Annotated in this window: 20 protein-coding genes and 2 pseudogenes; 8 read left to right on the top strand and 14 right to left on the bottom strand. The window is 61.6% G+C overall.

The features are described from left to right. Positions 1 to 4: 4 nt before the first annotated feature. The 8 genes and pseudogenes from ACTG2O_RS10240 to ACTG2O_RS10205 form a co-directional block, all read right to left on the bottom strand. Positions 5 to 2,881 carry a formate dehydrogenase subunit alpha gene (locus ACTG2O_RS10240; RefSeq protein ID WP_439975704.1) on the bottom strand — a complete coding sequence of 959 codons (2,877 nt, stop codon included), beginning with the start codon at positions 2,879 to 2,881 and terminating at the stop codon, positions 5 to 7. Between the two features lie 23 nt (positions 2,882 to 2,904). Further along, positions 2,905 to 3,106, bottom strand: a pseudogene (locus ACTG2O_RS10235) (transcriptional initiation protein Tat). 99 nt (positions 3,107 to 3,205) lie between these two features. After that, the gene (locus ACTG2O_RS10230) at positions 3,206 to 3,823 is read right to left on the bottom strand and encodes a TorD/DmsD family molecular chaperone (protein ID WP_439975703.1); all 618 of its coding nucleotides are present in this window, start codon (positions 3,821 to 3,823) and stop codon (positions 3,206 to 3,208) included. Positions 3,824 to 3,833: 10 nt separating this feature from the next. Beyond that, positions 3,834 to 5,600 (bottom strand): 4Fe-4S dicluster domain-containing protein, encoded by a 1,767-nt coding sequence (locus ACTG2O_RS10225; RefSeq protein WP_439975702.1) that lies wholly within the window; start codon positions 5,598 to 5,600, stop codon positions 3,834 to 3,836. A gap of 103 nt (positions 5,601 to 5,703) precedes the next feature. Beyond that, positions 5,704 to 6,303 carry a DUF3306 domain-containing protein gene (locus ACTG2O_RS10220; RefSeq protein WP_439975701.1) on the bottom strand — a complete coding sequence of 200 codons (600 nt, stop codon included), beginning with the start codon at positions 6,301 to 6,303 and terminating at the stop codon, positions 5,704 to 5,706. Continuing rightward, the gene (locus tag ACTG2O_RS10215; protein WP_439975700.1) at positions 6,296 to 6,874 is read right to left on the bottom strand and encodes a DUF3305 domain-containing protein; all 579 of its coding nucleotides are present in this window, start codon (positions 6,872 to 6,874) and stop codon (positions 6,296 to 6,298) included. Before ACTG2O_RS10215 ends, ACTG2O_RS10220 begins: the two co-directional genes overlap by 8 nt. Positions 6,875 to 7,302: 428 nt before the next feature. Then, positions 7,303 to 7,854 carry a hypothetical protein gene (locus ACTG2O_RS10210; protein ID WP_439975699.1) on the bottom strand — a complete coding sequence of 184 codons (552 nt, stop codon included), beginning with the start codon at positions 7,852 to 7,854 and terminating at the stop codon, positions 7,303 to 7,305. A 118-nt stretch (positions 7,855 to 7,972) separates the two neighbouring features. Then, a complete protein-coding gene (locus tag ACTG2O_RS10205) occupies positions 7,973 to 8,215 on the bottom strand; it encodes a hypothetical protein (RefSeq protein ID WP_439975698.1) in 243 nt (80 codons plus the stop codon). Between the two features lie 234 nt (positions 8,216 to 8,449). On the opposite strand from ACTG2O_RS10205, the gene ACTG2O_RS10200 reads away from it, so the two are divergent. Both ACTG2O_RS10200 and ACTG2O_RS10195 read left to right on the top strand, forming a co-directional pair. Continuing rightward, positions 8,450 to 9,307, top strand: a complete 858-nt coding sequence (locus ACTG2O_RS10200; protein WP_439975697.1) for a formate dehydrogenase accessory sulfurtransferase FdhD — start codon at positions 8,450 to 8,452, stop codon at positions 9,305 to 9,307. A gap of 15 nt (positions 9,308 to 9,322) precedes the next feature. Continuing rightward, the gene (locus ACTG2O_RS10195; RefSeq protein WP_439976655.1) at positions 9,323 to 10,189 is read left to right on the top strand and encodes a substrate-binding domain-containing protein; all 867 of its coding nucleotides are present in this window, start codon (positions 9,323 to 9,325) and stop codon (positions 10,187 to 10,189) included. A gap of 80 nt (positions 10,190 to 10,269) precedes the next feature. Here the strand turns inward: ACTG2O_RS10195 and ACTG2O_RS10190 are convergent, their stop codons facing one another. Then, positions 10,270 to 12,372 (bottom strand): sensor histidine kinase, encoded by a 2,103-nt coding sequence (locus ACTG2O_RS10190; protein WP_162519652.1) that lies wholly within the window; start codon positions 12,370 to 12,372, stop codon positions 10,270 to 10,272. Between the two features lie 25 nt (positions 12,373 to 12,397). After that, positions 12,398 to 13,753, bottom strand: a complete 1,356-nt coding sequence (locus ACTG2O_RS10185) for a sigma-54-dependent transcriptional regulator (RefSeq protein WP_439975696.1) — start codon at positions 13,751 to 13,753, stop codon at positions 12,398 to 12,400. Positions 13,754 to 14,008: 255 nt separating this feature from the next. Between ACTG2O_RS10185 and ACTG2O_RS10180 the strand changes: the two genes are divergently transcribed. From ACTG2O_RS10180 to ACTG2O_RS10155, 6 genes and pseudogenes are all read left to right on the top strand, one after another. Then, entirely contained in the window at positions 14,009 to 14,851 is an 843-nt protein-coding gene (locus ACTG2O_RS10180; protein WP_167556860.1) for a substrate-binding domain-containing protein, read from the top strand. A gap of 129 nt (positions 14,852 to 14,980) precedes the next feature. Continuing rightward, complete coding sequence (locus ACTG2O_RS10175) at positions 14,981 to 15,682, top strand: ABC transporter permease (RefSeq protein WP_247823226.1); 702 nt, start codon at positions 14,981 to 14,983, stop codon at positions 15,680 to 15,682. A 34-nt stretch (positions 15,683 to 15,716) separates the two neighbouring features. Then, entirely contained in the window at positions 15,717 to 16,412 is a 696-nt protein-coding gene (locus ACTG2O_RS10170) for an energy-coupling factor ABC transporter ATP-binding protein (protein WP_439975695.1), read from the top strand. Continuing rightward, positions 16,384 to 17,027, top strand: a pseudogene (gene mobA / locus ACTG2O_RS10165) (molybdenum cofactor guanylyltransferase MobA). Before ACTG2O_RS10170 ends, mobA begins: the two are co-directional and overlap by 29 nt. Next, positions 17,024 to 18,787 carry a bifunctional molybdopterin-guanine dinucleotide biosynthesis adaptor protein MobB/molybdopterin molybdotransferase MoeA gene (locus ACTG2O_RS10160; protein WP_439975694.1) on the top strand — a complete coding sequence of 588 codons (1,764 nt, stop codon included), beginning with the start codon at positions 17,024 to 17,026 and terminating at the stop codon, positions 18,785 to 18,787. The pseudogene mobA and the gene ACTG2O_RS10160 overlap by 4 nt, the downstream one beginning before the upstream one ends. A gap of 62 nt (positions 18,788 to 18,849) precedes the next feature. After that, the gene (locus tag ACTG2O_RS10155; RefSeq protein ID WP_439975693.1) at positions 18,850 to 19,908 is read left to right on the top strand and encodes an FUSC family protein; all 1,059 of its coding nucleotides are present in this window, start codon (positions 18,850 to 18,852) and stop codon (positions 19,906 to 19,908) included. A 64-nt stretch (positions 19,909 to 19,972) separates the two neighbouring features. On the opposite strand, the gene ACTG2O_RS10150 is transcribed toward ACTG2O_RS10155, so the two are convergent. The 4 genes from ACTG2O_RS10150 to ACTG2O_RS10135 all read right to left on the bottom strand — a co-directional run bounded on the left by ACTG2O_RS10150 (position 19,973) and on the right by ACTG2O_RS10135 (position 24,107). Next, a complete protein-coding gene (locus ACTG2O_RS10150) occupies positions 19,973 to 21,346 on the bottom strand; it encodes an HD-GYP domain-containing protein (protein WP_139463454.1) in 1,374 nt (457 codons plus the stop codon). Between the two features lie 87 nt (positions 21,347 to 21,433). Continuing rightward, the gene (locus tag ACTG2O_RS10145; protein ID WP_076491369.1) at positions 21,434 to 21,988 is read right to left on the bottom strand and encodes a DUF3332 domain-containing protein; all 555 of its coding nucleotides are present in this window, start codon (positions 21,986 to 21,988) and stop codon (positions 21,434 to 21,436) included. A 161-nt stretch (positions 21,989 to 22,149) separates the two neighbouring features. Then, the gene (locus ACTG2O_RS10140) at positions 22,150 to 23,445 is read right to left on the bottom strand and encodes a methyl-accepting chemotaxis protein (RefSeq protein ID WP_439975692.1); all 1,296 of its coding nucleotides are present in this window, start codon (positions 23,443 to 23,445) and stop codon (positions 22,150 to 22,152) included. 179 nt (positions 23,446 to 23,624) lie between these two features. Continuing rightward, positions 23,625 to 24,107: a GNAT family N-acetyltransferase gene (locus tag ACTG2O_RS10135; RefSeq protein ID WP_252412134.1), complete on the bottom strand. Its 483-nt coding sequence runs from the start codon at positions 24,105 to 24,107 to the stop codon at positions 23,625 to 23,627. Positions 24,108 to 24,154 lie beyond the last annotated feature (47 nt).

Genomic DNA, 24,154 nt, shown 5'->3' with positions numbered 1-24,154 from the left:
GGGATCAGGCTCCTACTTTGCGAAAACGGCACAGGGTGACCTTGGTCTCCTGCATCTGGGTGACCGGGTCATAACCATAGGTGGTGACTATGTTGACCGACTCCCCCAGCACATAGGGGTCAGACCCTTCCGGATATTTGGCTCGCAGATCCTGGCCCTCGAAGTGGCCGCCGAAGTGGAACGGCATAAAGGCGAGCCCCGGTTTGACCCGCGGGGTCACCAGCGCCTTCACCTTGACCCGGCCCCCTTCCGGCCCCTCGACCCACACATCCTGACCGTCGCGCACACCAACGTCGTTGGCATCCGCCGGGTTCATCTCGACGAACATCTCCTGCTGCAGCTCGGCGAGCCAGGGGTTGGAGCGGGTCTCGTCGCCGCCCCCCTCGTACTCCACCAGACGGCCGGAGGTGAGGATGATCGGGAACTCCTTGCTGACATCCTTCTCCTGCACCGAGGCGTACTGGGTCGGCAGGCGCCACAGGCTCTTCGAATCAGGCCAGGTGGCGTAGTCGGCCAGCAGATCCCGGCGCGGGGTGTAGAGCGGCTCGCGGTGCTTGGGCACCTGATCCGGGAAGGTCCACACTACGCAGCGCGCCTTGGCGTTACCGTAGGGCACAAAGCCGTGCTTGATGGCGACGCGCTGAATGCCGCCAGAGAGATCGGTCTTCCAGTTCTTGCCCTCGGCCTCTTTCTTCTCGGCCTCGGTCAGCTCATCCCACCAGCCGAGCTGCTTCATCAAGTCGGCAGTGATCTCGGGATAGCCATCTTCCACCTCGCTCCCCTTCGGCCAGGAGTCTTCGGCGAGCAGCGAGACACCCTGATACTCGATGCCGAAGCGGGCGCGGAAACCGCCGCCCCCTTCCGAGACCGGAATGCTGGTGTCGTAGAGGATGTGGCTGCCGGGATGTTTCATCTCCGGGGTGCCCCAGCAGGGCCAGGGCAGACCGTACACTTCGCCACTGACCGGGCCGCCTTCGGCCTTGAGGTTGGTCTTGTGGAAGGTGTGCCAGTTCTGCTGGTGCGCCTTGAGCCGCTCCGGGCTCTGGCCGGTGTAGCCCACGCTCCACATGCCGCGGTTGTATTCGCGGGTGATGTCTTCCAAGAGTGGCTGATTGTTCTCTACCTTGATGTGCTTGAACAGCTGGTCGGCAAAGCCAAGCTTCTTGCTTAGCAGATACATGATCTCGTGATCGACCTTGGATTCGAACAGAGGCTCAATCACCTTATCGCGCCACTGCATGGAGCGGTTGGTGGCGGTGACGGAACCATAGGTTTCGAACTGGGTGGTGGCCGGCAGCAGGTAGACGCCGTCGGTGCGATCGTTCATCACTGAGGCAACGGTGGGATACGGGTCGACAATCACCATCATGTCGAGCTTTTGCATCGCCTTCTTCATTTCCGGGCCGCGGGTCTGGGAGTTGACCGCATGGCCCCAGTAGAACATGGCGCGGATGTTGGAGCCCTGCTCGATCAGATCGGCGTTCTCCAGCACCCCGTCCACCCAGCGGGAGACCGGAATGCCGTTGTTGTTCATCGGCAGCTTGCCGTTGTAGGCCTTGTTGTCAAAACGTGCCTTGATCCACTCGTAATCGACGTCCCACACCCGGGCCCAGTGCTTCCAGGAGCCCTCTTCCAGCCCGTAGTAGCCGGGCAGGGAGTCTGAGGTGACGCCAAAGTCGGTGGCCCCCTGTACGTTGTCGTGGCCACGGAAGATGTTGGTACCCGCTCCGCTCTTGCCCACGTTGCCGAGGGCCAGTTCGAGGATGCAGTAAGCACGGGTGTTGTTGTTGCCTGTGGTGTGCTGGGTACCGCCCATACACCAGACCACGCAGCCGGGGCGGTTGTCGGCCAGCAGCTTGGCGGCGCCATAGACCTGCTGTTCATTGAGGCCGGTCACCCGCTCCACTTCCGCCGGAGTCCAGCGCGCCACCTCTTTGTGCACCTCGTCCATGCCGTAGACGCGGGTGCGGATGAACTCCTTGTCTTCCCAGCCGTTCTTGAAGATGTGCCAGAGCATGCCCCAGATAAAGGCGACGTCGGTGCCTGGGCGCAGGGAGAGGTACATGTCCGCCTTGGCGGCGGTGCGGGTGCGGCGCGGGTCGACCACCAGGATCTTGCAGCCGTTGCGCTCTTTCGCCAGCAGGATGTGCTGCATGGCGACCGGGTGGGCCTCCGCCGGGTTGGAGCCGATAAACATGATCGACTTACTGTTGTGCATGTCGTTCAGGCTGTTGGTCATGGCACCGTAGCCCCAGGTGTTGGCGACGCCAGCGACCGTGGTGGAGTGGCAGATGCGCGCCTGATGATCCACGTTGTTGGTGCCCCACAAGGACGCCATCTTGCGAAACAGGTAGGCCTGCTCGTTGGAGTGCTTGGCGGAGCCGAGCCAGTAGACGCTGTCGGGGCCGGACTCCTTGCGCAGGCGCAGCACTTCGTTGCCCACCTCTTCGATGGCCTGATCCCAGCTGATGCGCTGCCACTTGCCACCCACCAGCCTCATCGGGTACTTGAGGCGACGCTCACCGTGGCCGTGCTCGCGCAGGGCCGCCCCCTTGGCGCAATGGCCGCCAAGGTTGAAGGGGTGATCAAAGGCCGGCTCCTGACCGGTCCAGACGCCGTTTTGCACCTCGGCATAGACGCCACAGCCCACCGAGCAGTGGGAACAGATGGTACGCTTCACCTCGACCGGCACCCCGGCCGCCACAGTTTTGGCCTCGGCCCGCTGCATCATGGCAGGGGCCAGCCAACCGGCGGCCACAGCGCCACCGGCTACCAGACCCGAGTTGACCATAAAGGCGCGGCGGGTCAGCCCCTGACCGCGAATGGCCTCATTGCCCTGCTCGCCCACTTGGGGCTGCTCGGCACGTTTTGTCAGTTTCATGAGTTCTCCTTCACTGATCCGGCTCAGTCGGTGCCGCGCAGGGTGCGATAAAAGTCGTGAACATGGGGGGTCTCCCGATAGCCCTTGTCAGGCTCGGTGTCGTGGGTCAGCACCTTTGCCCACCACCCGACCGGTGGCACCGGCCAATACGCCTATGGTGGCGACCACGCCAACTCCCTTGATCAGATTGCGGCGGGACGGGTCTTTCAGCTGTTCATCGCTCATTCTTGTGACCTCTGTTGTTGTTCTTGCCGGCGCCTGCGCGCCAGCTTCGCGTCCAATGGGATATCTCGTCTGCTCGTTTGTTGTGGGTGGATAGGGCGTTCAGCCCGGCACCACGCAGGCGCCAAACGGCAGGCGCAATTCGTTTTCCAGCTTGAAGAAATCTTCGGCAAGGGCGCCGACCGCCCGGTAGAAGCTGCCCCCTTTCGCCTGTTGCTGATCGCGGCAGCAGGCGAGTACCCAGGGGGCAAGGTGGCGCTCATAGAAGCGGTTGCGCTCTGGATGCTGCTCGCCAATCAGTACCGCCATCACCTCACAGAGGGCTGCGAGATGATCTTCCGGCTCGCACACTCCGCTCTGGCGCTCAAAACCGAGGGACTGGAGATCTGCACGCAGCACCGCCAGCGGCAGCTCCATCAGGGAGCCGGTGAGATACCAGGAGGCAAACGGCACAATCTCTCCGCGCCCCAGTCCGATAAAGAGATCCTGATACTCCTCGGCAAGCTCGTTTTCGTGGTGGCCGCTGGCCGCCAGCTGCACCAGCCCCAGCCCTCTGGCAAAGGGGCCCGGCATCGGCTGCAACCCTTGCAGCCAGGCGAGCTGTTCGCCACGGGGGGCGGCGCGCCAGAGGCTTGCCAGCAGGGCGTAGAGATCGACGCTGCTCTGTTCCAGTTCGGTCATGGTCAGTTCGCCAGCCTTTTCGTTATGTTGTTCACTCATCACTGACCCCTCATACCTTGAGCTGGGAGACGGGATCCGCCGCCAGCGCCGCAAACACATCCTTGACTCGACAGTCCTCGCACATCAGGAGCCGCTGGGCGGCCTCGTTCTGGAAGTGGGAGTGACCGGCCAGTTTTTGCTGGATGCGGCGGATCATCGAGGCGGGCGCGAACGGCTTGGCGCAGCGAATGCAGCAGGCAGCCTCTTCGGCTTTCAGGCTCTGCACGGCGCGGCGTGCCTCGGGCACGGGTTGCAGGCGGGGCACCAGTACGATGGCCTGCTCGGGGCACGCCTTTTCGCACATACCGCACTGGATGCAGTCCTGCTCGATAAAGTTGAGGCCGGGCGCATGCCCCACCGCATGCAGGGCGCGGCTCGGGCAGACCGCCACGCAGCCCATGCAGAGGGTGCAGTCAGCGTCTTTCAGCTCCACACTGCCGTAAGGGGCGCCGTGGGGCACCGCCAGCGGCTCGCGGCTCCCCTCGTTGGCCTGCCAGAGGGCATCGAAGGCGGCAAACAGGTTCTCCCGTTTGTCTCCTTTGAGCGGCTTCTCCAGCAGGGCAACGGCTGGCTGGCCGGAAACAGGCTCACCAGCATCCGGGTTAAACAGGGCAATACGATCGGCAGAAAGACCCGCGCCCGCCAAGAGCACGGCGGCGCTCGCCAGCTCCCGCTCAACCAGCGCACGGACGCTTGCGGGGGCATCGTCACCGAGCGCGATGCGCACCGCACTGGCGCCATAGGCAAGGGCGGCGAACCAGCTCTCGATACCTAGACTCGCGCTCTCCTCCACCCAGACCGGCAGCCAGTTGGCGGGCAGGCGGGTGAGTTCGGCTTCCACCCATTCGCGCTCGCTTTCACCGGTGATCAGCAGTCGAGGCGCTTCGCCGCCCGCATCCCGGTAGTGCTTGAGCAATCTGAACAGATAGTCGCCGCTGGTGTTGGCGTCGGGCTGGTGATAGGCAATCGCCCCGGTCGGACAGGCCGAGGCGCAGCTACCAAAGCCCTGACAGAGATGGGGATCGATCTGGATGCGACCATTGATGGGCTTGAGGGCATCGGTCGGGCAGACATCGAGGCAGCGGCTGCAACCGGGCACGCCACGGGCGGTAAAGGCGCAGGCCTCGGGGTCGAGGCGAAAGTAGCGCGGCTTGTCGAAGATACCGGTCAGCGCACAGAGCTCGGCAAGCCGTTCGGCAAGCCCTTGATCATCGGCAAGATGCAGATAACCCACCGGCGGACGCTCCAGCGCAAAGAGCGGGGTGCGGCCCAGATCGGCCACCAGATCGAAGCGCGGTTCCCGTGGCTGTTCACTAACAGCAGCCGCTTGTTGTGGAAAGCCTTGTTGTGGGAAGCAAAGTGCCGCCAGATTAACCCGCTCCCCCTGACCATTGAGGCCGGTAAGCTGGAACTGCCCCAGATACCCTGTCAGGCCCGGTTCGCGCAGGGTCAGGGCCGCGAGGGATGCAGTGTCATCGAAAATAGATTCGAGATCGGCCGCCTCGGCATCGTGGACCGCTTCGCTCACCAGCAGGGTGGGCTTCACCCCGGCGGGCAGCAGGCTGGCAGCGCGGCGAATGCGATCTTCCGGGCCGACCAGCAGCAGGCGCCCCTGACTCTGGTAAGAGACAGTGGCCGGGATCAGGTTGTCGGTCTTGACCGTATGCTGCAGGGCATAGGCGCGAGCGCGCGCGTTATGCTCGGCCGCCCCCGCCCCATGGGCAAGATTGGAGGCCAGATTTGGGGTCAGATTTGGCAATGTTTGTTCAGTGCTCACATACGCTCCTGTGCGCGCCACCTCATGGGATGGGCGCTTGTTGGTAAGCCGAGAGAGCAAGAGGCGAGCCAACTCCCCCGGAAAAAAAGTGACTGACAGGGAGTCAGGATCCTGAGGGTTCCATTCCCCCACCTTTGGTTGGGACATTTTGTCCACCAGAGGAAACCAAAATGTCCCGATCGTCGGTGTGGGTTTGAGAATGGTTATCAGCCAGCTCGGGCGGCTCGGCGGCAGGTTCGCTGGCAAGCGCCACCAGTTCAGCGGATCCGGTTGGCGGATTGGTCGATTCGCTCTCCGGGGCGGTTACCTGATCCACCAGCCAGTTGCGCAGCCCGGCGGTCAGGGCCGCAGGCAGCAATTCGGGCTGGCTGAAATCCTGGGTGTAGTCGTCGAGCCCATCCGGCTTGTGAGTGCGAAACATGGCCCGCAGCGCCTCCCTGTCGGGGAGTTTGGCCTTGTCCGGCTGAGCCGTTATTAGCGGCGGTTCGCCACTCCCAGCCCCCTCAACGGCAAGGGGTTCACTGCTCCCCTTGTCAGTGCTGACTACGGGGCTATCCAGCGCAATATCTGGAGTTTCACCTTCGCCACTGCCTTCTATGGGGGTGGCAACAGCCTCGGGGCTAACCTCTTCCCTCGGCTGCAATGCCTGATGCTTGCGCGCCTCACTCTTGCGAGACGACCAGCGCTTGAGGAACTCACTCATGGGCGCTGTTTCCGGCCTTGTTTACGGCACAGGTTCCGGCGTCGCTGCCACGCTCGCGGCCATCGGGGCCGGTGGCTTTCACGGCGCCACAGCTGGCTTGATCCTGGCTATCGACACCGAGCTGATCCTGCGCCCGACCCTTGCCCTTCTTGCCCTTGCGGCGGGCCTCCAGCAGCTCGCCGTGACGGCCGATAAAGGCCTCCACCCAGGCTTGCAGCGCCTCGGGTAGCGGGCAGGAGAGCACCTGCCGCTCGCCATCCATATAGGCGGCGGCCACGGTCTGGCTCAGGGTCAGGCCATCGGCCACAAAGCCACTGTCCACGCGGCTTCCGGTCACAAACAGGCGGGGCGAGCCGGAGCTCAAATTGAAGCGATAATCCCCCCGCTCGTCACGAAACAGGGTAAGGGGCAAGGCACCGGCTGCCTCAGGTTCGGCGGGGTGGAGCGCAGCAATCTCGAAACGGCGGCTCTGCCAGCGGCCAACCTGGCTGTCGATGGCCTTTAACTCCAGTTGCAGCCAGCGCTGCGGGGGCAAGGTATTGGTTGTCTCTTGCACTGTCACGGCTCCCATCAGAAGGTCTCTGCCGGGCCGCCCTCCCCCGTAATCCACCCCGTTCGGGGCGGATCACGGCAGGAGATTTATGGCGGCCACGGCCATCAATGGGATAAGACTTAGCAAGAGTGGGGCCAAGGCAGGTTTGGTGGTTGATGGGGGCTTTGATGCGGGTTGGCGCGGGCGTAGGTTGCGGGCGTAGGTTGGTGCTGAGCGCAGCGAAGCCCAACATGCGGAGCAAGACTAATCCGCCAGCGCATGAACGAGGAGATGGCAATAATCGAATAACTCTGAATTATCCGATTATTGCCCTAATAGATTGCACTAAGTAAACATTAGGTTTCACATTAATAAATAACAAATCCTTTAGTGTTAACCTACCTCTACAGGAATATACATCAGTTTATTTAAAATAGTTCATGGATATATGACACGGAAAACCAAATCTATTTATCTGAATAAAGTTGAGGTATTTCTTTTTCCGTCAACTCAATTAGTTCTATTCGTAAAAGCCCATTAATTATTGAGGGTTCAAAAAAATCCTTTATACGCTCAACATTCTTTCTACTTTTATGCTTTTCATTTTCTTCAATGTCGATGTCAACCAACAGTAAATTTAAATGTGCATTTGCACCTCTGATTTTGTTATATAAAAATATTTTATTAAGCATTAGATAGACTCTTTCTCTCATCATAAAAGATGAGAGTCTTGATAATTTAACTTCAACAAAAATTTCGCTTTCTCCAGTATTGATATAACCATCGTAGATTGGTTGTATATTGCTAATTGCATCAATACCACTAAACTGCGTGACTAACTTAGCCTCTTTAACTAAAACAGTATCTGTGAGATTTCTTTTTTCTAAAAACTTAGAAAAAGCAATATCTTCTAATCGTTGGTGGTTAATTAGCTTCCTGATAGGGCGAACAAGTTCCGTAGATTCTTCACTTTCTTCATCGCGCTTTTTGTTAACTTCATCATGCGTCGCTATTTCCACCCCTATTTGTTTAGCAAAGTCAGGTAGTCCGATGATATTTGTACTTGATTGATTTTGAGATATAGATGTGACTACGTTAACTAATTGTCTTCTTAAATCTGCATTTTCAGAATCAAGTTTATTGAGAGATTTTTCTTTCCTTGATTTCTCTAGACATGGTAAATATTTTACCTACACTAAAGTTATCAAAACTCTCGCTAAGTGCAATAACAATTAATAAAACAATAAGAGTTGTAATACCAGTGGATATTGTTCCTTTAGGCTCGACAAAAATAAAACTATACGTAACAAGCCAGATGATAAACCCTATCAAGCCTACTATTAAAACCCTTACAAAGACATTAACTTTATTTTCGTTCATCCATTTACCTACTTACGAATTAGTACTCAGTTTTTTACTTCAAGTTAAAACACATAATTTTCAGATTGGAACACAGACTCGATGTGCCTATCTTTATGAAATTAAAGCTCTTTGTCTAGCACTGATCATGCCTCAAACGAGGATTCTTATTACATCAATTATCTATAGCGTAATCTGGAACAAAACTTGCTGTGTCCCTCCCCTTAGATCCCGGCAACCGGTCGCGAGGGGCCCATGACACCGACCTTTATCAAAAGCAATGCTGCCGCCCAGCTCACCATGGCCGTCGAGGTGATGGATGAGCAAGGCACGCTGCAAACCCGCCAAATCGCCTGTGAGCGGCCACTGACGGTCTACCTCAACTGGAAGGAGATCGTAACCCTGATGACGCTGGGGGCCCGCCCCGAGGCGCTGGTGCTGGGTTATCTGAAAAATCAAGGTTTTATCGAGGATATTGCGGCCATCGAGTCGGTGATCGTCGACTGGGAGAGCGAGGCTGCCGCCGTGGTGAGCAGCCAGCAGGCCGAAGATCTCGACAAATCCTTGGAGAAGAAGACGGTCACCTCCGGCTGTGGTCAGGGCACCATGTATGGCAGCGTGATGAAGAAGCTCGAAGGGGTAGTCTTGGCCGCGCCCGAGCTTAAACAGAGCACCCTCTACGCCCTGCTCAAGGCGCTGTCGGCCCATAACGAAACCTACAAGATGGCGGGTGCGGTGCATGGTTGCGCCATCTGCCGCGGCGCTGAAATCCTCTCCTTTGTCGAGGACGTGGGGCGCCACAATGCAGTGGATACTCTGGCGGGCGAGCTCTGGATACGCGGCGAGGCTGGCCACGACAAGATCTTCTACACCACAGGGCGGCTCACCTCGGAGATGGTGATCAAGGTGGCGCAGATGGGCATTCCGGTGCTGCTGTCGCGCTCCGGCGTCACCCAGATGGGGCTGGATCTGGCCCGCCAGCTCGGCATCACCATGATTGCCCGCGCCAAGGGGCGCCATTTCGAGGTCTTTAGCGGCCACGACCATATGGTGCTGGACGAGAAGCCGCCGGTGCTGGCGCCCGGTTCAACCAGTCGCGGGATGCGGGACTAAGCCATGAATGAATTTATGAACGTGAAGCAGGTGGCGGAGTACCTCGATCTCAACGAGAAGAAGGTCTACCAGCTCGCCAACGAGGCGCGCATCCCCGCCACCAAGGCGACCGGAAAGTGGCTGTTTCCCCGCTCCCTACTCGACCGCTGGCTGCTCGGCAGTTGCCACGAGGGGGTGATGAACGACCGGCTGCTGCTGGCAGGCTCGGACGATGTGCTGCTCCACTACGCCAGCAGCCGCTTGGCCCAGCAGCTCGGCACCCAGGCACTGGTGGGCTACACCCCGTGCGGCACCCGTCAGGGGCTGGCGATGCTGGCGCGCGGCCATGTGGATCTCTGCGCCATCCACTGGGGGCAGGCCGAAGAGGCCCACCTGCGCCATCCGGCGCTGGTGCAGCAGTATCAGGGCCACCGGCAATGGGTGATCGTTCATGGATTTCGCCGAGTGCAGGGACTGGTGCTGGGCCAGGGGCTGCAACCCAAAGAGGCGAAAGAGGCGCTCGACTGGCGCTGGGCCATGCGTCAGGAAGGCGCTGGCAGCCAGCGCGCCCTGCAGGAGTGGCTGCAAACCCAGGGGGAGTCGCTGACCCGGCTGGAGCGCACCCTCGAGGTCAATAGCGAGCGGGAACTGGCTGCCGCCATCAGCCGCGGCGATGCGGATGTCGGGCCCGGCGCCCAGAGTACCGCCACCGAGTTTGGCCTCGGCTTTATGCCCTTGTCGCAGGAGTGCTTCGATCTGGTGATGCCGCAGGGGGTCTTCTTTCGCACCCTGCTGCAACAGCTGATCGGCTGGCTGCAATCCCCCGAGGGACGCGAGCTGGCGGCCCGCCTCGGCGGCTATGACCTGACCCAAAGCGGCAAGCTGGTGTGGAGCCCGCAGTAAAGAACCACTCACCCAAAGACAAAACAGCCCGCCAACCATGTTGACGGGCTGTTTTTATCACGGGCCTTTTTATAACAGCATCAATCGCTTGTCTCACGCCCCTCGGCATTGAGGGCGATGCGCCACCCTTCCAGTTTCGCAGGCTCGCTGCCGCTGGGCAGCAGAGCATGGCTGCGCAACCGTACGGTAAAGCAGCTCCCCTGCCCCGGGGTGGAGTCCACCAACAGCTCGCCGCCCCAGCGGCTGATGATGCGGTGGCTCAGGGCCAGCCCCAGCCCGGTGCCGGTGGCGCGGGTGGTGAAGAAGGGGTCGAAGATCTTGTCGATAATGGCCGCCTCGATGCCGCTGCCGTTGTCGATCACCCGCACTTCTGCCCCGCGCAGCTGACCCAGTTCATCGACCCAGTCGCGGCTCTCGACCCGGATCTCCCCCTGCTCCCCCAGCGCGTGGCTGGCGTTGACCAGGAGGTTTATCAGCACCTGCAATAGCTGCTGGCGATCCGCCTCGATGGGCTGCTGGGCCCTGAGATCGGCCACCAGCTCCACCTGCTGCTGGCGCAGGGCGGAGCGCACCAGGGTCAGGCTCTCCTCGATGATGGGGTTGAGGTGCTGCCACACAGGCGCCGTCTCGTAGTCGCCGGGGCGCGAATATTGCAGCAGGCTGCGGGTGATGGCGCGAATGCGCTCGATCTGGGCCAGCACCAGCGCCAGCTCCTCGCTGACCGGCTCGGCCGCCTCTCCCAGTTCCAGCTTCATCAGCTCCACATTGCCGAGGATCACCGCCAGCGGGTTGTTGATCTCGTGGGCCACACCGGCCGAAAGTTCGCCAAGGGCTGCCAGCTTCTCGCTGATGAGCAGCTGCTGGCGCGCCTCGGTCAGCATATGAATATGATCTTCCAGCTCGGCGGTCTTGAGCTCGAGGCTTTGGGTACGCTCGGCCACCTTCTGCTCCAGCTCGTCGGCGCTGCGAGCCATCTGCTGCTGATGCGCTTCTTGCCTGTCCAGCATGGCGTCGAACTGGCGACCGAGTTGGGCCAGCTCGTGGTCAGGGTCGAGGGCCAGCGGGCCGATGCGAGCCGACTCCCCGGCCTGCACCTGCCGCACCACCTTGTGCATCCGCTCGATGGGGGAGAAGAGATCCCGCGCGCCGCGATAGACCAGCAGGCCGGAGAGCAGCAACAGCAGCACTACGCCGGAGCCCAGCTCCACCAGATTGGTGAGGTAGGTGCGGATAATGGGCCACTCGAGAAAGCCCACATAGAGCATGCCGATCCGCTCGCCCCTGGCTCCCAGCAGCGGCTCGTAACCCGAGACATACCAGGCGTCGTGAACGAAGGCGCGGTCAACCCACATCTCCCCTCGCCCCAGCACCTGTTCGCGCACTGGCGGCGAGACCCGGGTGCCCACCGCCCGCCCCACCTGACGGCTGCTGCTGACCGGCACGTTGGTGCTCACCCGCAGATCATCGAGAAACAGGGTGACGGTGCCAACGCTGCCATCTGGCAGGGTATTTTTGGCAAACACCTGCCCCTTGAGCTCATCCACCAGCCGGGTGCTGCCGTTGACAAGCTCGCCCCCCTCCAGCACGGCCCAAAGGGAGCCGTCGCGGCCCATCACAGGGGTCAGTGACAGACTGATCAGCCCCCTGTTCTCCACCACCCTGGTGCCATCCCGCTGCCACAACACAGCCCGCTTGGCCAGTTGCGGGGAGAGGGCGAGCATCTCCTGCTGTGACCAGACCACAAAGTGGCTGACGCTGCGTCCGGCCGTGAGGGCGGCGCGCTCCTGCGCCGTCAGCTGATCCAGCTCGGGGCCACGGCGCAAGCGCAGAAAATCGAGACCATAGTTGGCCGCCAGCGGCATCACCCAGTCATGCAGCTGATCCGGCGATTCCCGCAGCCGCAGCTGAAAGGCCCAGGCATCGCGCAGATGCTCGAGATGCTCGGTCTGGCGCTGCTGCTGCACCGTGATGGCGTGGTGGGCCACCCCAAGATCGCTGCGCACCGTGGTGAGCAGGTTCTGCCAGCTGTAGGTGAGAGTCCAGTAGAGGGTGAGCGCGATCATGCCCACCAGAGTGAGCATGATGGGTACCGAGGTGAGCAGCAGCAGGCGCCAGCGCACCTTGGTGCGCACGCAGCGGGGCAGCAAGGCGCGCATGCAGCGGGAGAGCAGGGTCAGTTTCATCGCCACCCCATCCAGTCAGCCTTCCTCATTCGATGGCCCACTCCTTGAACTTGCGATCCAGCGTCTTGCGCGCCACCCCGAGCACCCGGGAGGCGGCCGACTTGTTGCCATCATGGCTGGCCACCACTTGCAGGATGTGGGCTTTTTCTACCTCCGCCAGCGGCCACGCCAGCGGGTAGCCCTCCTCGCTCGCCCCCGGTTCGGCGGGCTTGCTGCTCAGCCAGTAATCCGCCGGGGGCTTGCCCAGCAGCAGGCAGCGCTCGATGAGGTTGCGCAGCTCCCGCACGTTGCCGGGCCAGGGGTAGGCTTGCATCGCTACCACATCCTCATGGGTCCAGCTCAAAGAGCCCATCCCCATCTCGGCGGTGAGCTGGCGGGTGAAGTGGTGCACCAGCGCGGGGATATCGTCGATCCGCTCCCGCAGCGGGGCGACCGGCAGCGCCACCACGTTGAGGCGATAGAAGAGATCTTCGCGAAAGCGGCCTGCCTCCACCTCGGCCTTGAGGTTGCGGTTGGTGGCGGCGACGATACGCACATCCACCGCCAATTCGCGCTCGGCCCCCACCGGGCGGATGGCCTTCTGCTCCAGTGCCCGCAGCAACGAGGCCTGCATGGCAAGCGGCATCTCGCCGATCTCGTCGAGAAACAGGGTGCCCTGATGGGCGACCCGGAACAGGCCGTCGCGCCCCTTGCGGGCGCCGGTAAAGGCACCCTGCACGTGGCCGAACAGCTCGCTTTCCAGCAGCTCCGGCGCAATGGAGGCGCAGTTGAGGGGCACAAAGGCCCCCATCCGGCCGGAGAGTTGATGCAGAGCGCGGGCCACCAGCTCCTTGCCGGTGCCGGACTCCCCCTCCACCAGCACGGCGGCATTGGAGGGGGCCACTCTGGCGATGAGCGTCTTGAGCTCGCGGGTCTTGGCGCTGTCGCCAATCAGGGTGGGCGGGAACAGCTTGCTCACCTCCCGGCGCAGCAGCAGGTTCTCCCGCTCCATCTGCCGGCGCTCGATGACTCTGTCCACCGCCTGCACCATCTGATCGAGGTTGAAGGGCTTGAGGATAAAGTCGCTGGCGCCGAGGCGCAGCGCCTTGAGGGCGGTTTCCATATCGCCAAAACCGGTCATGAAGATGATGTCGCTGCGGCGGGTGGCGGGGTCTATGGCCTCGTGCCACTCGATGCCGGAGCGCCCCGGCAGCCGGATGTCGGCGATGATAAGGTCAAAGTGAAGGCGGCAGCGCAGGGCTTCCGCCTCCTCCACGCTGGCGGCAGTCTCAATCTGGGCAAAACGCTTGGCCAGCGCCTTGGCCAGAAAGCTGCGCATGCCGGGCTCATCGTCAACGATAAGCAGGGAGAGGGCAGACCAGCGGCTGGGAGGGAGTGTCATGGAAAAAAGTACCTCGGATGCACGTACGGTCGGTGAATGTCCCGATAACCGGAACCTTAGTGGGACATTTTGTCCTTACCGTATCAAAAGCACCAACACCAATTATTAAAAGCGATAACAAGCTCACCTAATTGATTCTAATAAGCTTCTGTTTTTAAACGGCAAACCGTGAATACAGCGGCAAAGGAACAGTTTGGCACCCTGCTTGCTTACTCTTGCCCTCTCCTCAGCCACCCTGAAAAAAGTTGCATCACGATGACGATAAAAACCAGCCTCAAACGTTTTGCCCTCTCCCTCGCCGCCAGCCTGCTGATCGCCGGTGCGGCCCACGCCGAAGCGGATACTAATGCCACAAAAGCGCCGATCCGCCTCGCCACCACCACCAGCACCGAGCAGTCCGGTCTGCTGGGCTGGCTGCTGCCCCAGTTCACCAAGGAGACCGGTTATCCGGTGCAGGTGATGGCGGCCGGTACCGGCCAGAGCCTGAAGATGGGCGAAAATGGCGACGCGGATCTGGTGATGACCCACGCCCCCTCTGCCGAGAAGAAGTTTGTCGACGCAGGCTTTGGCATCGAGCCAGTGCACCTGATGTACAACGACTTCGTTATCGTCGGCCCGGCCAAAGATCCGGCGGGTCTGGCCAAGCTGCACGACGCGGCCAAGGGGCTGCAAGCCATCAAGGATAAAGGCCAGACCTTTATCTCCCGTGGTGACGAGTCCGGCACCCACATCAAGGAGAAGACCCTGTGGCAGGCGGCTGACGTCAAACCCGAGTTTGCCGGTTACAAATCCATCGGCCAGGGGATGGGCCCGACCCTGACCATGGCCTCCGAGCTTGGTGCCTACACCCTGACCGACCGCGGCACCTGGCTCGCCTACCAGAGCAAGCTGGATCTCGCCGTACTGCTGGAGGGTGACAAGCGCCTGTTCAACCCCTATCAGGTGATCCTGGTCAACCCCAAGCGCTACCCGGATCTCAACACCGAAGGGGCCCGCACTCTGAAGAACTGGCTGGTCTCCGAGCATGGCCAGAAGTTGATCGGCGACTTCAAGGTGGCGGGTCAGGCGCTTTTTGTAGCGGATGCCAACGGGAAATAATGGCAACCCTGACCCCTGCGATGACCTTGATGGCCCTCCCCCGGTTCGCTGAGGGAGGCGCCTGATGCCGACCCTGCTCGACACGACCTTATTGACGGCCCTCGCCCTGCACGATGAGAGAGAGGTCTGATGCCGACATTGATCGACACGACATTGGCGGCCCTCGCCCTGCTGTTCAGTGGTGACACCGAACTGTGGCAGGTGGTGGGGGTCTCCTTCTCCGTCTCCGGCATCGCCCTGCTGCTGGTGCTGCTGCCCGCCTTGCTGCTGGGCTTTGCCCTGGCCTATCTGCCGCTGCCCGGCCGCTGGCTCTGGCTCTCCTGCATCAATACCCTGCAATCGGTGCCGACCGTGGTGATTGGCCTCATGCTCTATATGCTGCTGTCGCGGGCCGGCCCCTTTGGCGACTGGAAGCTGCTCTTTACCCAGCAGGCGATGGTGGTGGGGCAGATGCTGATCGCCTTTCCGGTGATCGCCACCATGGCTCACGCGGCGTTTGTCCAGAGTGACCGGCGCGCCTGGGAGACTGCCCTGACCCTGGGGGTCTCCTGGCCCAAGGCGCTGATCGGCCTGATGCACGAGTGCCGCTTTGGCCTGCTGGCCGCCATCATCGGCGCCTTCAGCCGTATCGTCACCGAGGTGGGCTGCTCCATGATGGTGGGGGGCAATATCCTGCACTTCACCCGTAATATCCCCACCGCCATCGCGCTGGAGACCCAGAAAGGGGCCTTCACTCAGGGGGTGGCCCTCGGCATAGTGCTGCTCACCCTCGCCCTCTTGCTCAACCTGCTGCTGACGGCGTGCCGCGGCCACAGCTATCTGAAGAACTGACCATGCCCCCACTGTGTATCAACAGGAGTACCCCATGGCCCTGACCGCCCACCAGCTGACGATGCGCTTTGGCGAGCGCCAGCTGTTCCAGATTGACCGGCTCGCCATCGCACCGGGGGATGCCATCTGGCTGCATGGAGCCAACGGGGTGGGCAAGACCACTCTGCTCAAGATCCTGGCGGGGCTGCTGGCCCCCACCCGCGGCCACACCAATCTGCCGGGGCGCTGGCAACAGCGGCTCAACCGGCTGCTCAAGCGGGATCTGGGGCCGGGCCGGGTCACCTATCTGCACCAGACCCCCTATCTGTTCGATCGCACGGTGCACGACAACGTGGCCTGGGCGCTCGATAAACAGCTCGGCAGCGAGATCCGGGTGTTCGAGGCGCTGCGCCGGGTCGAGCTGGAGGGGCTGGCGCGGGAGCACATCAGCATTTTGTCCGGTGGCGAACGGCAACGGCTGGCGATGGCCCGTGCCTGGGCGCTGCAACCGGCCTTTCTGCTGATGGATGAGCCCACCGCCAATCTGGACACACATTCGGTTGCCCTGATGGCCGCATTGGCGCAAGATCTGCGGGAACATGGCAGCGGCCTGGTCGTCATCAGCCACCAGAGCAACGCATTGACCTCCCTGTGCGAGCGGCAATGGACCCTCGCCCGTGGCCAGCTGCAAGAGACGACCCCTTTAAAAATCATCGAGCGACATGACTTCAAAAAGCGACAGCCACTCTGATCCCGTTGCCGTATCAGCAGTGATCCTGGCAGGAGGCCGCGCCACCCGGATGGGGGGCGAAGACAAGGGATGGGTAACATGGCGGGACGCCCTCTGATCGACCATGTTTTGGCGCGCCTGCGCCCCCAGGTGGATGAGGTTCTGATCAACGCCAACCGCAGTCAGCCCCGCTATCAGGCGCTGGCCCCGGTCATCAGCGATGACAACAACGACTATCTCGGCCCGCTGGCGGGCATGCAGGCAGGTCTTGCTGCCGCCCGTCACGACTGGGTGCTGTTTGTCCCCTGCGATGGCCCCGCCCTGCCGCTGGATCTGATGAGCCGCTTTCGCGCCGCCCTGACCCCGGATACCGAGCTGGTGGTAGCCCACGATGGCGACTGGCTGCAACCCGTGGTGGCCCTGCTGCACAAATCCCTGCTCCCCTCCCTCACCGCTGCGCTGGCAGAGGGAGAGCGCAAAATCGATATCTGGTTTGCCCGCCACCATATGGCGGTGGTGAGCTTTGCCGATCAGCCGGATGCCTTTATCAATCTCAATAGCCCGGACGAGCTGGCCGCCTACGAGGCCCGTCTGCTTGCCCCGGCTATCGACCCCCAACAAGGAGTCACCTCATGACCCCGGCCCCCACTCTTCCCCTGCTCGGCTTCGCCGCCTGGAGCGGCACCGGCAAGACCACCTTGCTGGAGCAGTTGATCCCCCTGCTGGTGGATCGCGGCCTGCGCATCGGGGTGCTCAAGCACGCCCACCACGACTTTGATATCGACCAGCCGGGCAAGGACAGCTATCGCCTGCGCAAGGCGGGTGCCCAGCAGATGATGGTGGCTTCCCGCCGCCGTCATGCTCGCATCATTGAAACCGAGCTGGCCGAAGCCGATTTTCGCCAGCTGCTGGCCAGCTTCGATCAGACAGAGCTCGACCTGCTCTTGGTCGAGGGGTTCAAGCACGAGCACTTCCCGAAAATCGAGCTGCACCGCGCCGAGATTGGCAAGCCGCTGCTCTTCCCCGAAGACAGCGACATCATCGCGCTGGCCAGCGATCAGCCACAACAGAGTGGCGAACAACAGCAGACAAGCCTGCCCCGACTCGATATCAACGATCTGGCGGCTATCGCCGACTTCGTCTGCCGCTGGCTTGACGGCTGCCAGAGCAAGGAGCCGGAGGCGGGCAAGGGCTTTCTCTCGGTCGAGGCGGCCCGCAACGCCATTCTGGCGGCCCTCACCCCGAGCACTGCCTGCAGCGACAAACCGCTGGCCCAGTGCCACGGCGCTGTGCTGGCCGCCGATCTGATAAGCCCCATCAATGTGCCTCCCCACGCCAACTCGGCGATGGATGGCATTGGCCTTCGCAGCGACGATCTCGCCGCCGGTCGCTGGCAACTGGTGGGGGAAGTGCTGGCGGGCCAGCAGCGCCACGAGCCTGTGCTGGCCGGTCAGGCGGTGCAGATCATGACCGGCGCCCCGCTCCCCCCCGGCGTCGATACCGTGGTGATGCGGGAAGAGACGCAGATTGAAGGTGAGTGGGTTACGGTCACCGCACCGATCCAGGCGGGACAGAATGTGCGCCTGGCCGGCGAAGATCTCGCCAAAGGTGCGGTCGCCATCCCGGCCGGTACCTGGCTTGGTGCCCCCCAGCTGGGGCTGGCGGCATCACTCGGTCAAGCCAGTCTCACGGTGCGCACCCCGCTGAAAGTGGCGCTGTTCAGTACCGGCGACGAGGTGCAGGCGCCGGGCGAGCAGCTCGCCCCCGGCCATATCTTCGACAGCAACCGCTTCACCCTGATGGCCCTTATCCGCGCCGCTGGTTGCGAGGTGATGGACCTTGGCATCATTCCCGATGACAAGACCATCCTGCGCCAGCAGCTGGAGCAGGCCGCCGCCAGTGCCGATCTGGTGCTGAGCTCCGGCGGGGTCTCGGTAGGCAACGCCGACTTTATCAAGCTGGTGCTGGCAGAGCTCGGCCAGATCGATTTCTGGCGCATCCAGATGCGCCCGGGCCGCCCGCTCGCCTTTGGCAAGCTGGGGCAGACCCCCTTCTTCGGCCTGCCGGGCAATCCGGTGGCGGCGATGATCTGCGTGCTGCAGTTTGTCGAGCCCGCTATCGCCCGCTTGCAAGGCAAGCGGTGGCAGCCGCTGCGCCTCTCGGCACTGGCAGACGAGAAGATGAAGAGCCGCCCGGGTCGCACCGAATTTCTGCGCGGCATCTTCCATCAGGACCGTAACGGCCAGCTGCGGGTGCGCACCACTGGGCCACAGGGCTCGGGTATTCTGAGCTCCATGGCCGAGGCCAACTGCCTGATTGAAATCGTACCGGATCAACCCGGGATCGCCGTTGGCGAGCGGGTCTGGATCCACCCCCTGCAGGGACGACTGGCCTAAATCCCGACGGGGCGTCGGCCGGATGCACGGCGCCCCGTCACCCACCTGACAGGAGGCAGACCGTGCGTCTTGATGCCCCCCTCTCCCGACTCGATCTGCTGGTCTATGGCCGCTACCGGATCATCCATGGCCTGCGCATTGCGCTCGCCTTTATGCTCACCTTTCTGCTGACCCGCGAGCTGAAACTGCCGGAGAGCACCTGGCCACTGATCACGCTCGTGGTGGTGATGGGCCCCATCTCGTTTTGGGGTAATGTGCTCTCCCGCGCCCTGCAGCGGGTGGTGGGTACCATCTTCGGTGCCAGTTGCGGGGTGGTAGCGCTCTATCTCGAAATCTACTCTCTACCACTTACCCTGATCTGGTGCGGGTGCATCATGTTCCTCTGCGGCTATCTGGCCCTCGGCAAGCGCCCCTATGTGGGGCTGCTGATCGGTATCACCCTGGGGGTCACCATGGGGGCCATGCCGGGGGATATCGAGACGGCGCTGTGGCGCAGTGCCGACGTGATACTGGGCTCCCTGCTTGCGCTGCTCTTTTGCAGCATCTATCCCCAGCGGGCCTACAGCCACTGGCGGCTGCAACTGCACCAAATCCTGCAGCAGTCGGGGCGGCTCTATCACACTCACCTCTCCCCCAATGTGCTGGAGCGCCCTCGCCTCAAGCACAATCTCTCCCAGCTGTTGGCACAGACCGGCAAACTGCGGGCCCTGCTGGCCCCTGCGGCCAAGGAGACGCGCCACAGCGTCGCCCTGTTTGATGCGGTGCAGGTCACCATGCGCAACACCCTCTGCACTCTTGAGATGCTGGCCAACACCTACTGGAACGATCGGGAGAGCCACTTCCTGATGCAGAGCACGGCTGCGCTGCAATCCTGCCATCTGGCCACCGAGGAGGCGATCAACCAGCTTGCCCTGATGATGCAAACCGGTGACGGGCGCGGGGCCGATGCCGCCATCGCCCGCCTGCACGAGGTGGCGACCCAGGTATCGCTCCCCCCCAATACCGAGGCCGCCATCAATGGCTACCTCTGGCTCAACGTCCAGCTGACCGAGCAGCTCACCCACCTGCGCCGCCTGCTGGGGCTGATCCTCACCCCGCCCCATCGCAAGCAGCCGGACTAGACCCAATGCAAAACGCCCCGCAGTGGCGGGGCGTTTTGCTCTTGGGCCATGAAGGCTGCAAATCTTAACTGGCATTGGCCAGCGGCTGCTCGGTGGTGAGGTAGAGGGAGAAATCCTGAATACCCGCCTGCAGGGCGGCAAAACAGTCGGGGTCTATCGCGGTGCCCAGATTCTCCGCCATCATCTCCAGCGCCTGCGGCACAGGGATGGCGCCGCGATAGGGGCGCTTGGCGGTGATGGCATCGAAGATGTCGGCTGTGGTAATGATGCGCGTCTCAAGGGTAATCTCGTCCCCCTTCAGTCCCTTGGGGTAGCCCTTGCCATCGAGCCGCTCATGGTGGGCTCCCGCCACTTGCGCCAGCTCCTCGAAGGCACCGATACGGCTCAGGATCTCCTCGGTGTAGGCGGCATGCATCTGCACCGCCGCCCACTCCTGCGCATCGAGCTTGCCCGGCTTGTCGAGAATGGCGTTGCTCACCCCGAGCTTGCCTACATCATGGAGCAGGGCACCCCGCTTGAGCCAGCGACGACGCGGCTCGGACAAGCCCATCTGGGTGGCAAGAATGTCGGTATAGAGCGCCACCCTGCCGCTGTGACCCGCGGTGTAGGGACTTTTGGAGTCCACCACCTGCCCGAAGGCCGCCGCGATTTCGTCCAGATAATCTTCATCCAGCGCTACCTCCCCTTGCCCGGCCGGGTGGACCAGCACCCACTCGGTCAGTCGGGGATCAGCCAGCCCTTGCCAGAACTCTTCGTCGGCCAGCGCTTCAAATTCGCGAACCAGTGCCGGATCAAACCAGCTGCCGCTGCGCTCGCGCAACTCCTTGAGCGCCGCATCCGGACCTGCAGCCGCGTGAAACACATCCACCACCTGACAGAGCAGGGCAATGCGGGAGAAGAGCGGGATCGCCTCGCCAGCCAGTTGCAGGGGCCGACCTTTGCCATTCCAGTGTTCATCAAGGGAGAGGATGCCATCGGCCACCTCGTCACTGAAACGGAGCTGGCGAGCGATATCCGCCCCCCGATGACAGCGAGTCTGGATCAGTTCGTTGGCAATCTGGTCACCGTTGCGAAAGATATGAAACAGACTGCGAAAACGTCCCAGCAGATCCGCCTGCAAGCCGGTGTGGCCCAGCACAAAGTTGACTACCTCGGAGAGGGAGCCATCCACCAGTTTGAAATCGCGTTTGAAGTGAAGATCGTCGGTGAGATAGAGCTCGCAGATACGGGCAGCATTGCTGCTGCACCCAAGATCCTTAAGCAGGAGCGTGTAGTAGAGGTCATGGCGCAGCCGGGCATCCAGTCCCAGCCGCTCCCCCAGACGGGAACCTATCCAGCAGCAGCGAATGCAGTGTCCTCTTGGTTGCCCCTCGGTCATGTCGAGAGCATGACTGAGGGAACCAATCAACTCCGCCAATCGCAATCCATTCACCGTCATAGTCTACTCCCTTAGACATCATGGCGATTTTGCCAGCAGATTAGGTATACCCCATCTGAAGCAGGATCGATCTGGATTCAGTTGAATTTAGGCAGCAGCCTTGCCCTGATTAGCCCGCTCTTCCAGCTCCGCACGGCTCAGGGTAGAGACAAAGCGGCCATCGAAGTAGATATCCATCAACTCGCCACGCTTCTCGCCACGCATCATGCTGCGGCGGCCATCCAGATAGTGCACCTCCATCTGGGCAGTATGCTCGTCCGGGTAGCTGATCTCTACCTCGCGCACCCCTTGTGGCAGCATGGCCAGCGGCACCTTCTTGAGGGCCGGATCCAGATGCTGGTTCACCTTGATCACCGGATCGGCTTTCATGTCCACCACCGCCGGAGATTTGCCGGTGATGGGGTTTTTGCCAGACCAGAACTCGATGGTATTGAACACAAACAGGTCAGCGGTCGCGGCCAGACCGTAGACAGGGGAGAGCAGCATAAAGACCCCGGCACGAGCGTAGCGGTTATCCACCACGCTCAGGTTGCCCTTGGTGACCATGCCGGAAAGCCCCATCTGCCCCATACAGCCGCCCAGACCCATGCTCGCGACCATAACCAGCAGGGCCATTGCCCGCCCCTTCTGTTGTAATGCCATCGTGTTCTGTTCCTGCTCTGAAATAAATGAGGCGGCAAGCCTAATCAAGGGGCCAGAAGAGGACAATTCACAATGGCGGGACGATACAGGAGGGGTTCAGATTGGGGCACTGACTGCTCAAATATGAGTCAATGCCCCGGCATGGCAGGAAGTCAGGGGGTTCAGATTGCCAGACCAGAGACGGTGCTGGAGACGTTGTTCGCTTCCCGGCGGATGTCGCTCATCACCTCATTCACCTCGCCCACCTGCTGCTTGCCCAGCTCGGCGCTGCTGGCGACGTCGGACATCTCGGAGGTGACCTTGGCGGTCAGCTCCCGGTTGTTCTGTACCACCTTGGCTATCTCGTCGGTAGAGAGAGACGTGCGGGCCGCCAGCTGGCGAACCTCGTCGGCCACCACCGCAAAACCACGCCCCTGATCCCCCGCCCGCGCCGCCTCAATCGCTGCGTTAAGGGCTAGCAGGTTGGTCTGGTCGGCGATGCTGCTGATGGTGGAGACGATCGCCTCGATACTGCGCGACTGCTCGTTGAGCTGATTGATAAGGCCGATGCTGTGAGTCAGCTGGCTGGCAATCAGGCTGGAGGTATCGACCACCGAGGAGAGCAGACCCGCGCCACGCTCGGCGCAGTTCAGGGTCTCCCGGGCCGCATCGTGGGCCAACATGGCCGCTTCCCGCACCGCATCGCTCTTGTTGATCCGCTCGGTGATGTCGCTAGCGAACTTGATCACCTTCACCACCTTGCGATGCTCATCAAGGATCGGGTTGTAGGTCGCCTCCAGCCACACCTTGCTACCGTGACTGTTCTGACGACAGAAGAGACCGGACTTGAACTGACCACGGCCCAGCTCATCCCAGAAGTGGGGCTGGTCTCGATAGAACTGATCGTCGCAGAAGATGCGGTGATGCTTGCCCTGCACCTGAGCCAGGGTATAGCCCATGGTATGGAGGAAATTACCGTTGGCTGCAATCACCTCCCCGTCGGGGGTGAACTCGATGACCGCCAGCGACCGATCCAGCGCCGTCACCACCGCCTGCTGGCTGAGCAGTTGCAGGTGGTGCTCGGTAATATCGGCCGCGATCTTGATCACCTTTGTCACTACGCCCCGCAACTTGACCGGAAAATAGGTCGCTTCCAGCCAGATCGCCTCGCCCCGTTTGTTGAAGCGCTGGAACACCCCGGTACGGGAGCGCCCCTGCTTCAGGTCCGCCCAAAACTGCTGATAGTCGCTGCTCTGGGCATAAAGCTTGTCGCAAAAGATACGGTGATGCTGGCCGATAACCTCGGGCGCACTGAAGCCCACCACGTTGAGAAAGAGATCATTGGCGGCCAGCACAGTGCCATCCGGCGTAAAGGTGATGGTCGCCACGCTACCGTGCACTGCGTCAAAAAATCCCTGCTGTTCCAGAAGTTGATCCTGGCACTGCTGCAACTCGGCTTTCAGTTTGCTATTGAACATCGAAACGTATCCTCCAGACTGGCACCCACCATGGCCAAACCACGCAGTGGATCAATAAGATAATGGTGGCGTGCTCCATCAGCATAGTTGGCGGCGTTGCCGCGATCCCATCTGACGCCATATTTATTGCTGTAAATCAAATTCACCGACCAAGCACCACTGATGCAGAGCTGCAACCCTTATTCCACCGCCGGTTGCCACTCCAGATAGGCCGGATTGGCGACAAAGCCGATCCGCTCATAGAGGGGGCGCCCCTGCTCGCTGGCATGGAGCCACACCTTGCCCAGCTGACGCGCTCTGGCGAAGGCCGTTATGGCATCGAGCAGCGCCGTAGCGATCCCCTGCTGGCGCCATTGTGGCCGCGTATACATGTTGAGCAGATACCCCTCCATCCCCGCCAGATTGCCGGGATAGGGTGGCCGTTCAAACAATGCCAGCGTCCCTGCTGCCACGATCTGTTTGCAGCCCTCCTGCGTATCGGCCTCAGCCAGCCAGGATAAAGCACTCTCTTCACTCATCGCCCGGGTGAAATAGTCAAGGGTGGCCTGCCACAAGGCCGGGTCTGCCTGCGGTGTCACCAGCTCACCGACCTCACAAAACAGCTCCATGCGCAGCGCCACCAGTGCGGGAATATCTGCGGCCCTTGCCTGACGAATGATCATTGGCTGCTCCTTTTCTCTCATGGGAAATTTCGCCGGCCGTCATTATG

This window comes from Aeromonas sp. 61P, from assembly GCF_051919545.1.
In the GTDB taxonomy this organism is placed as follows: Bacteria; Pseudomonadota; Gammaproteobacteria; order Enterobacterales; family Aeromonadaceae; genus Aeromonas; species Aeromonas veronii.
Note: the sequence above shows the minus strand (reverse complement) of the source record. Positions and strands in the feature narration are given on the sequence as shown.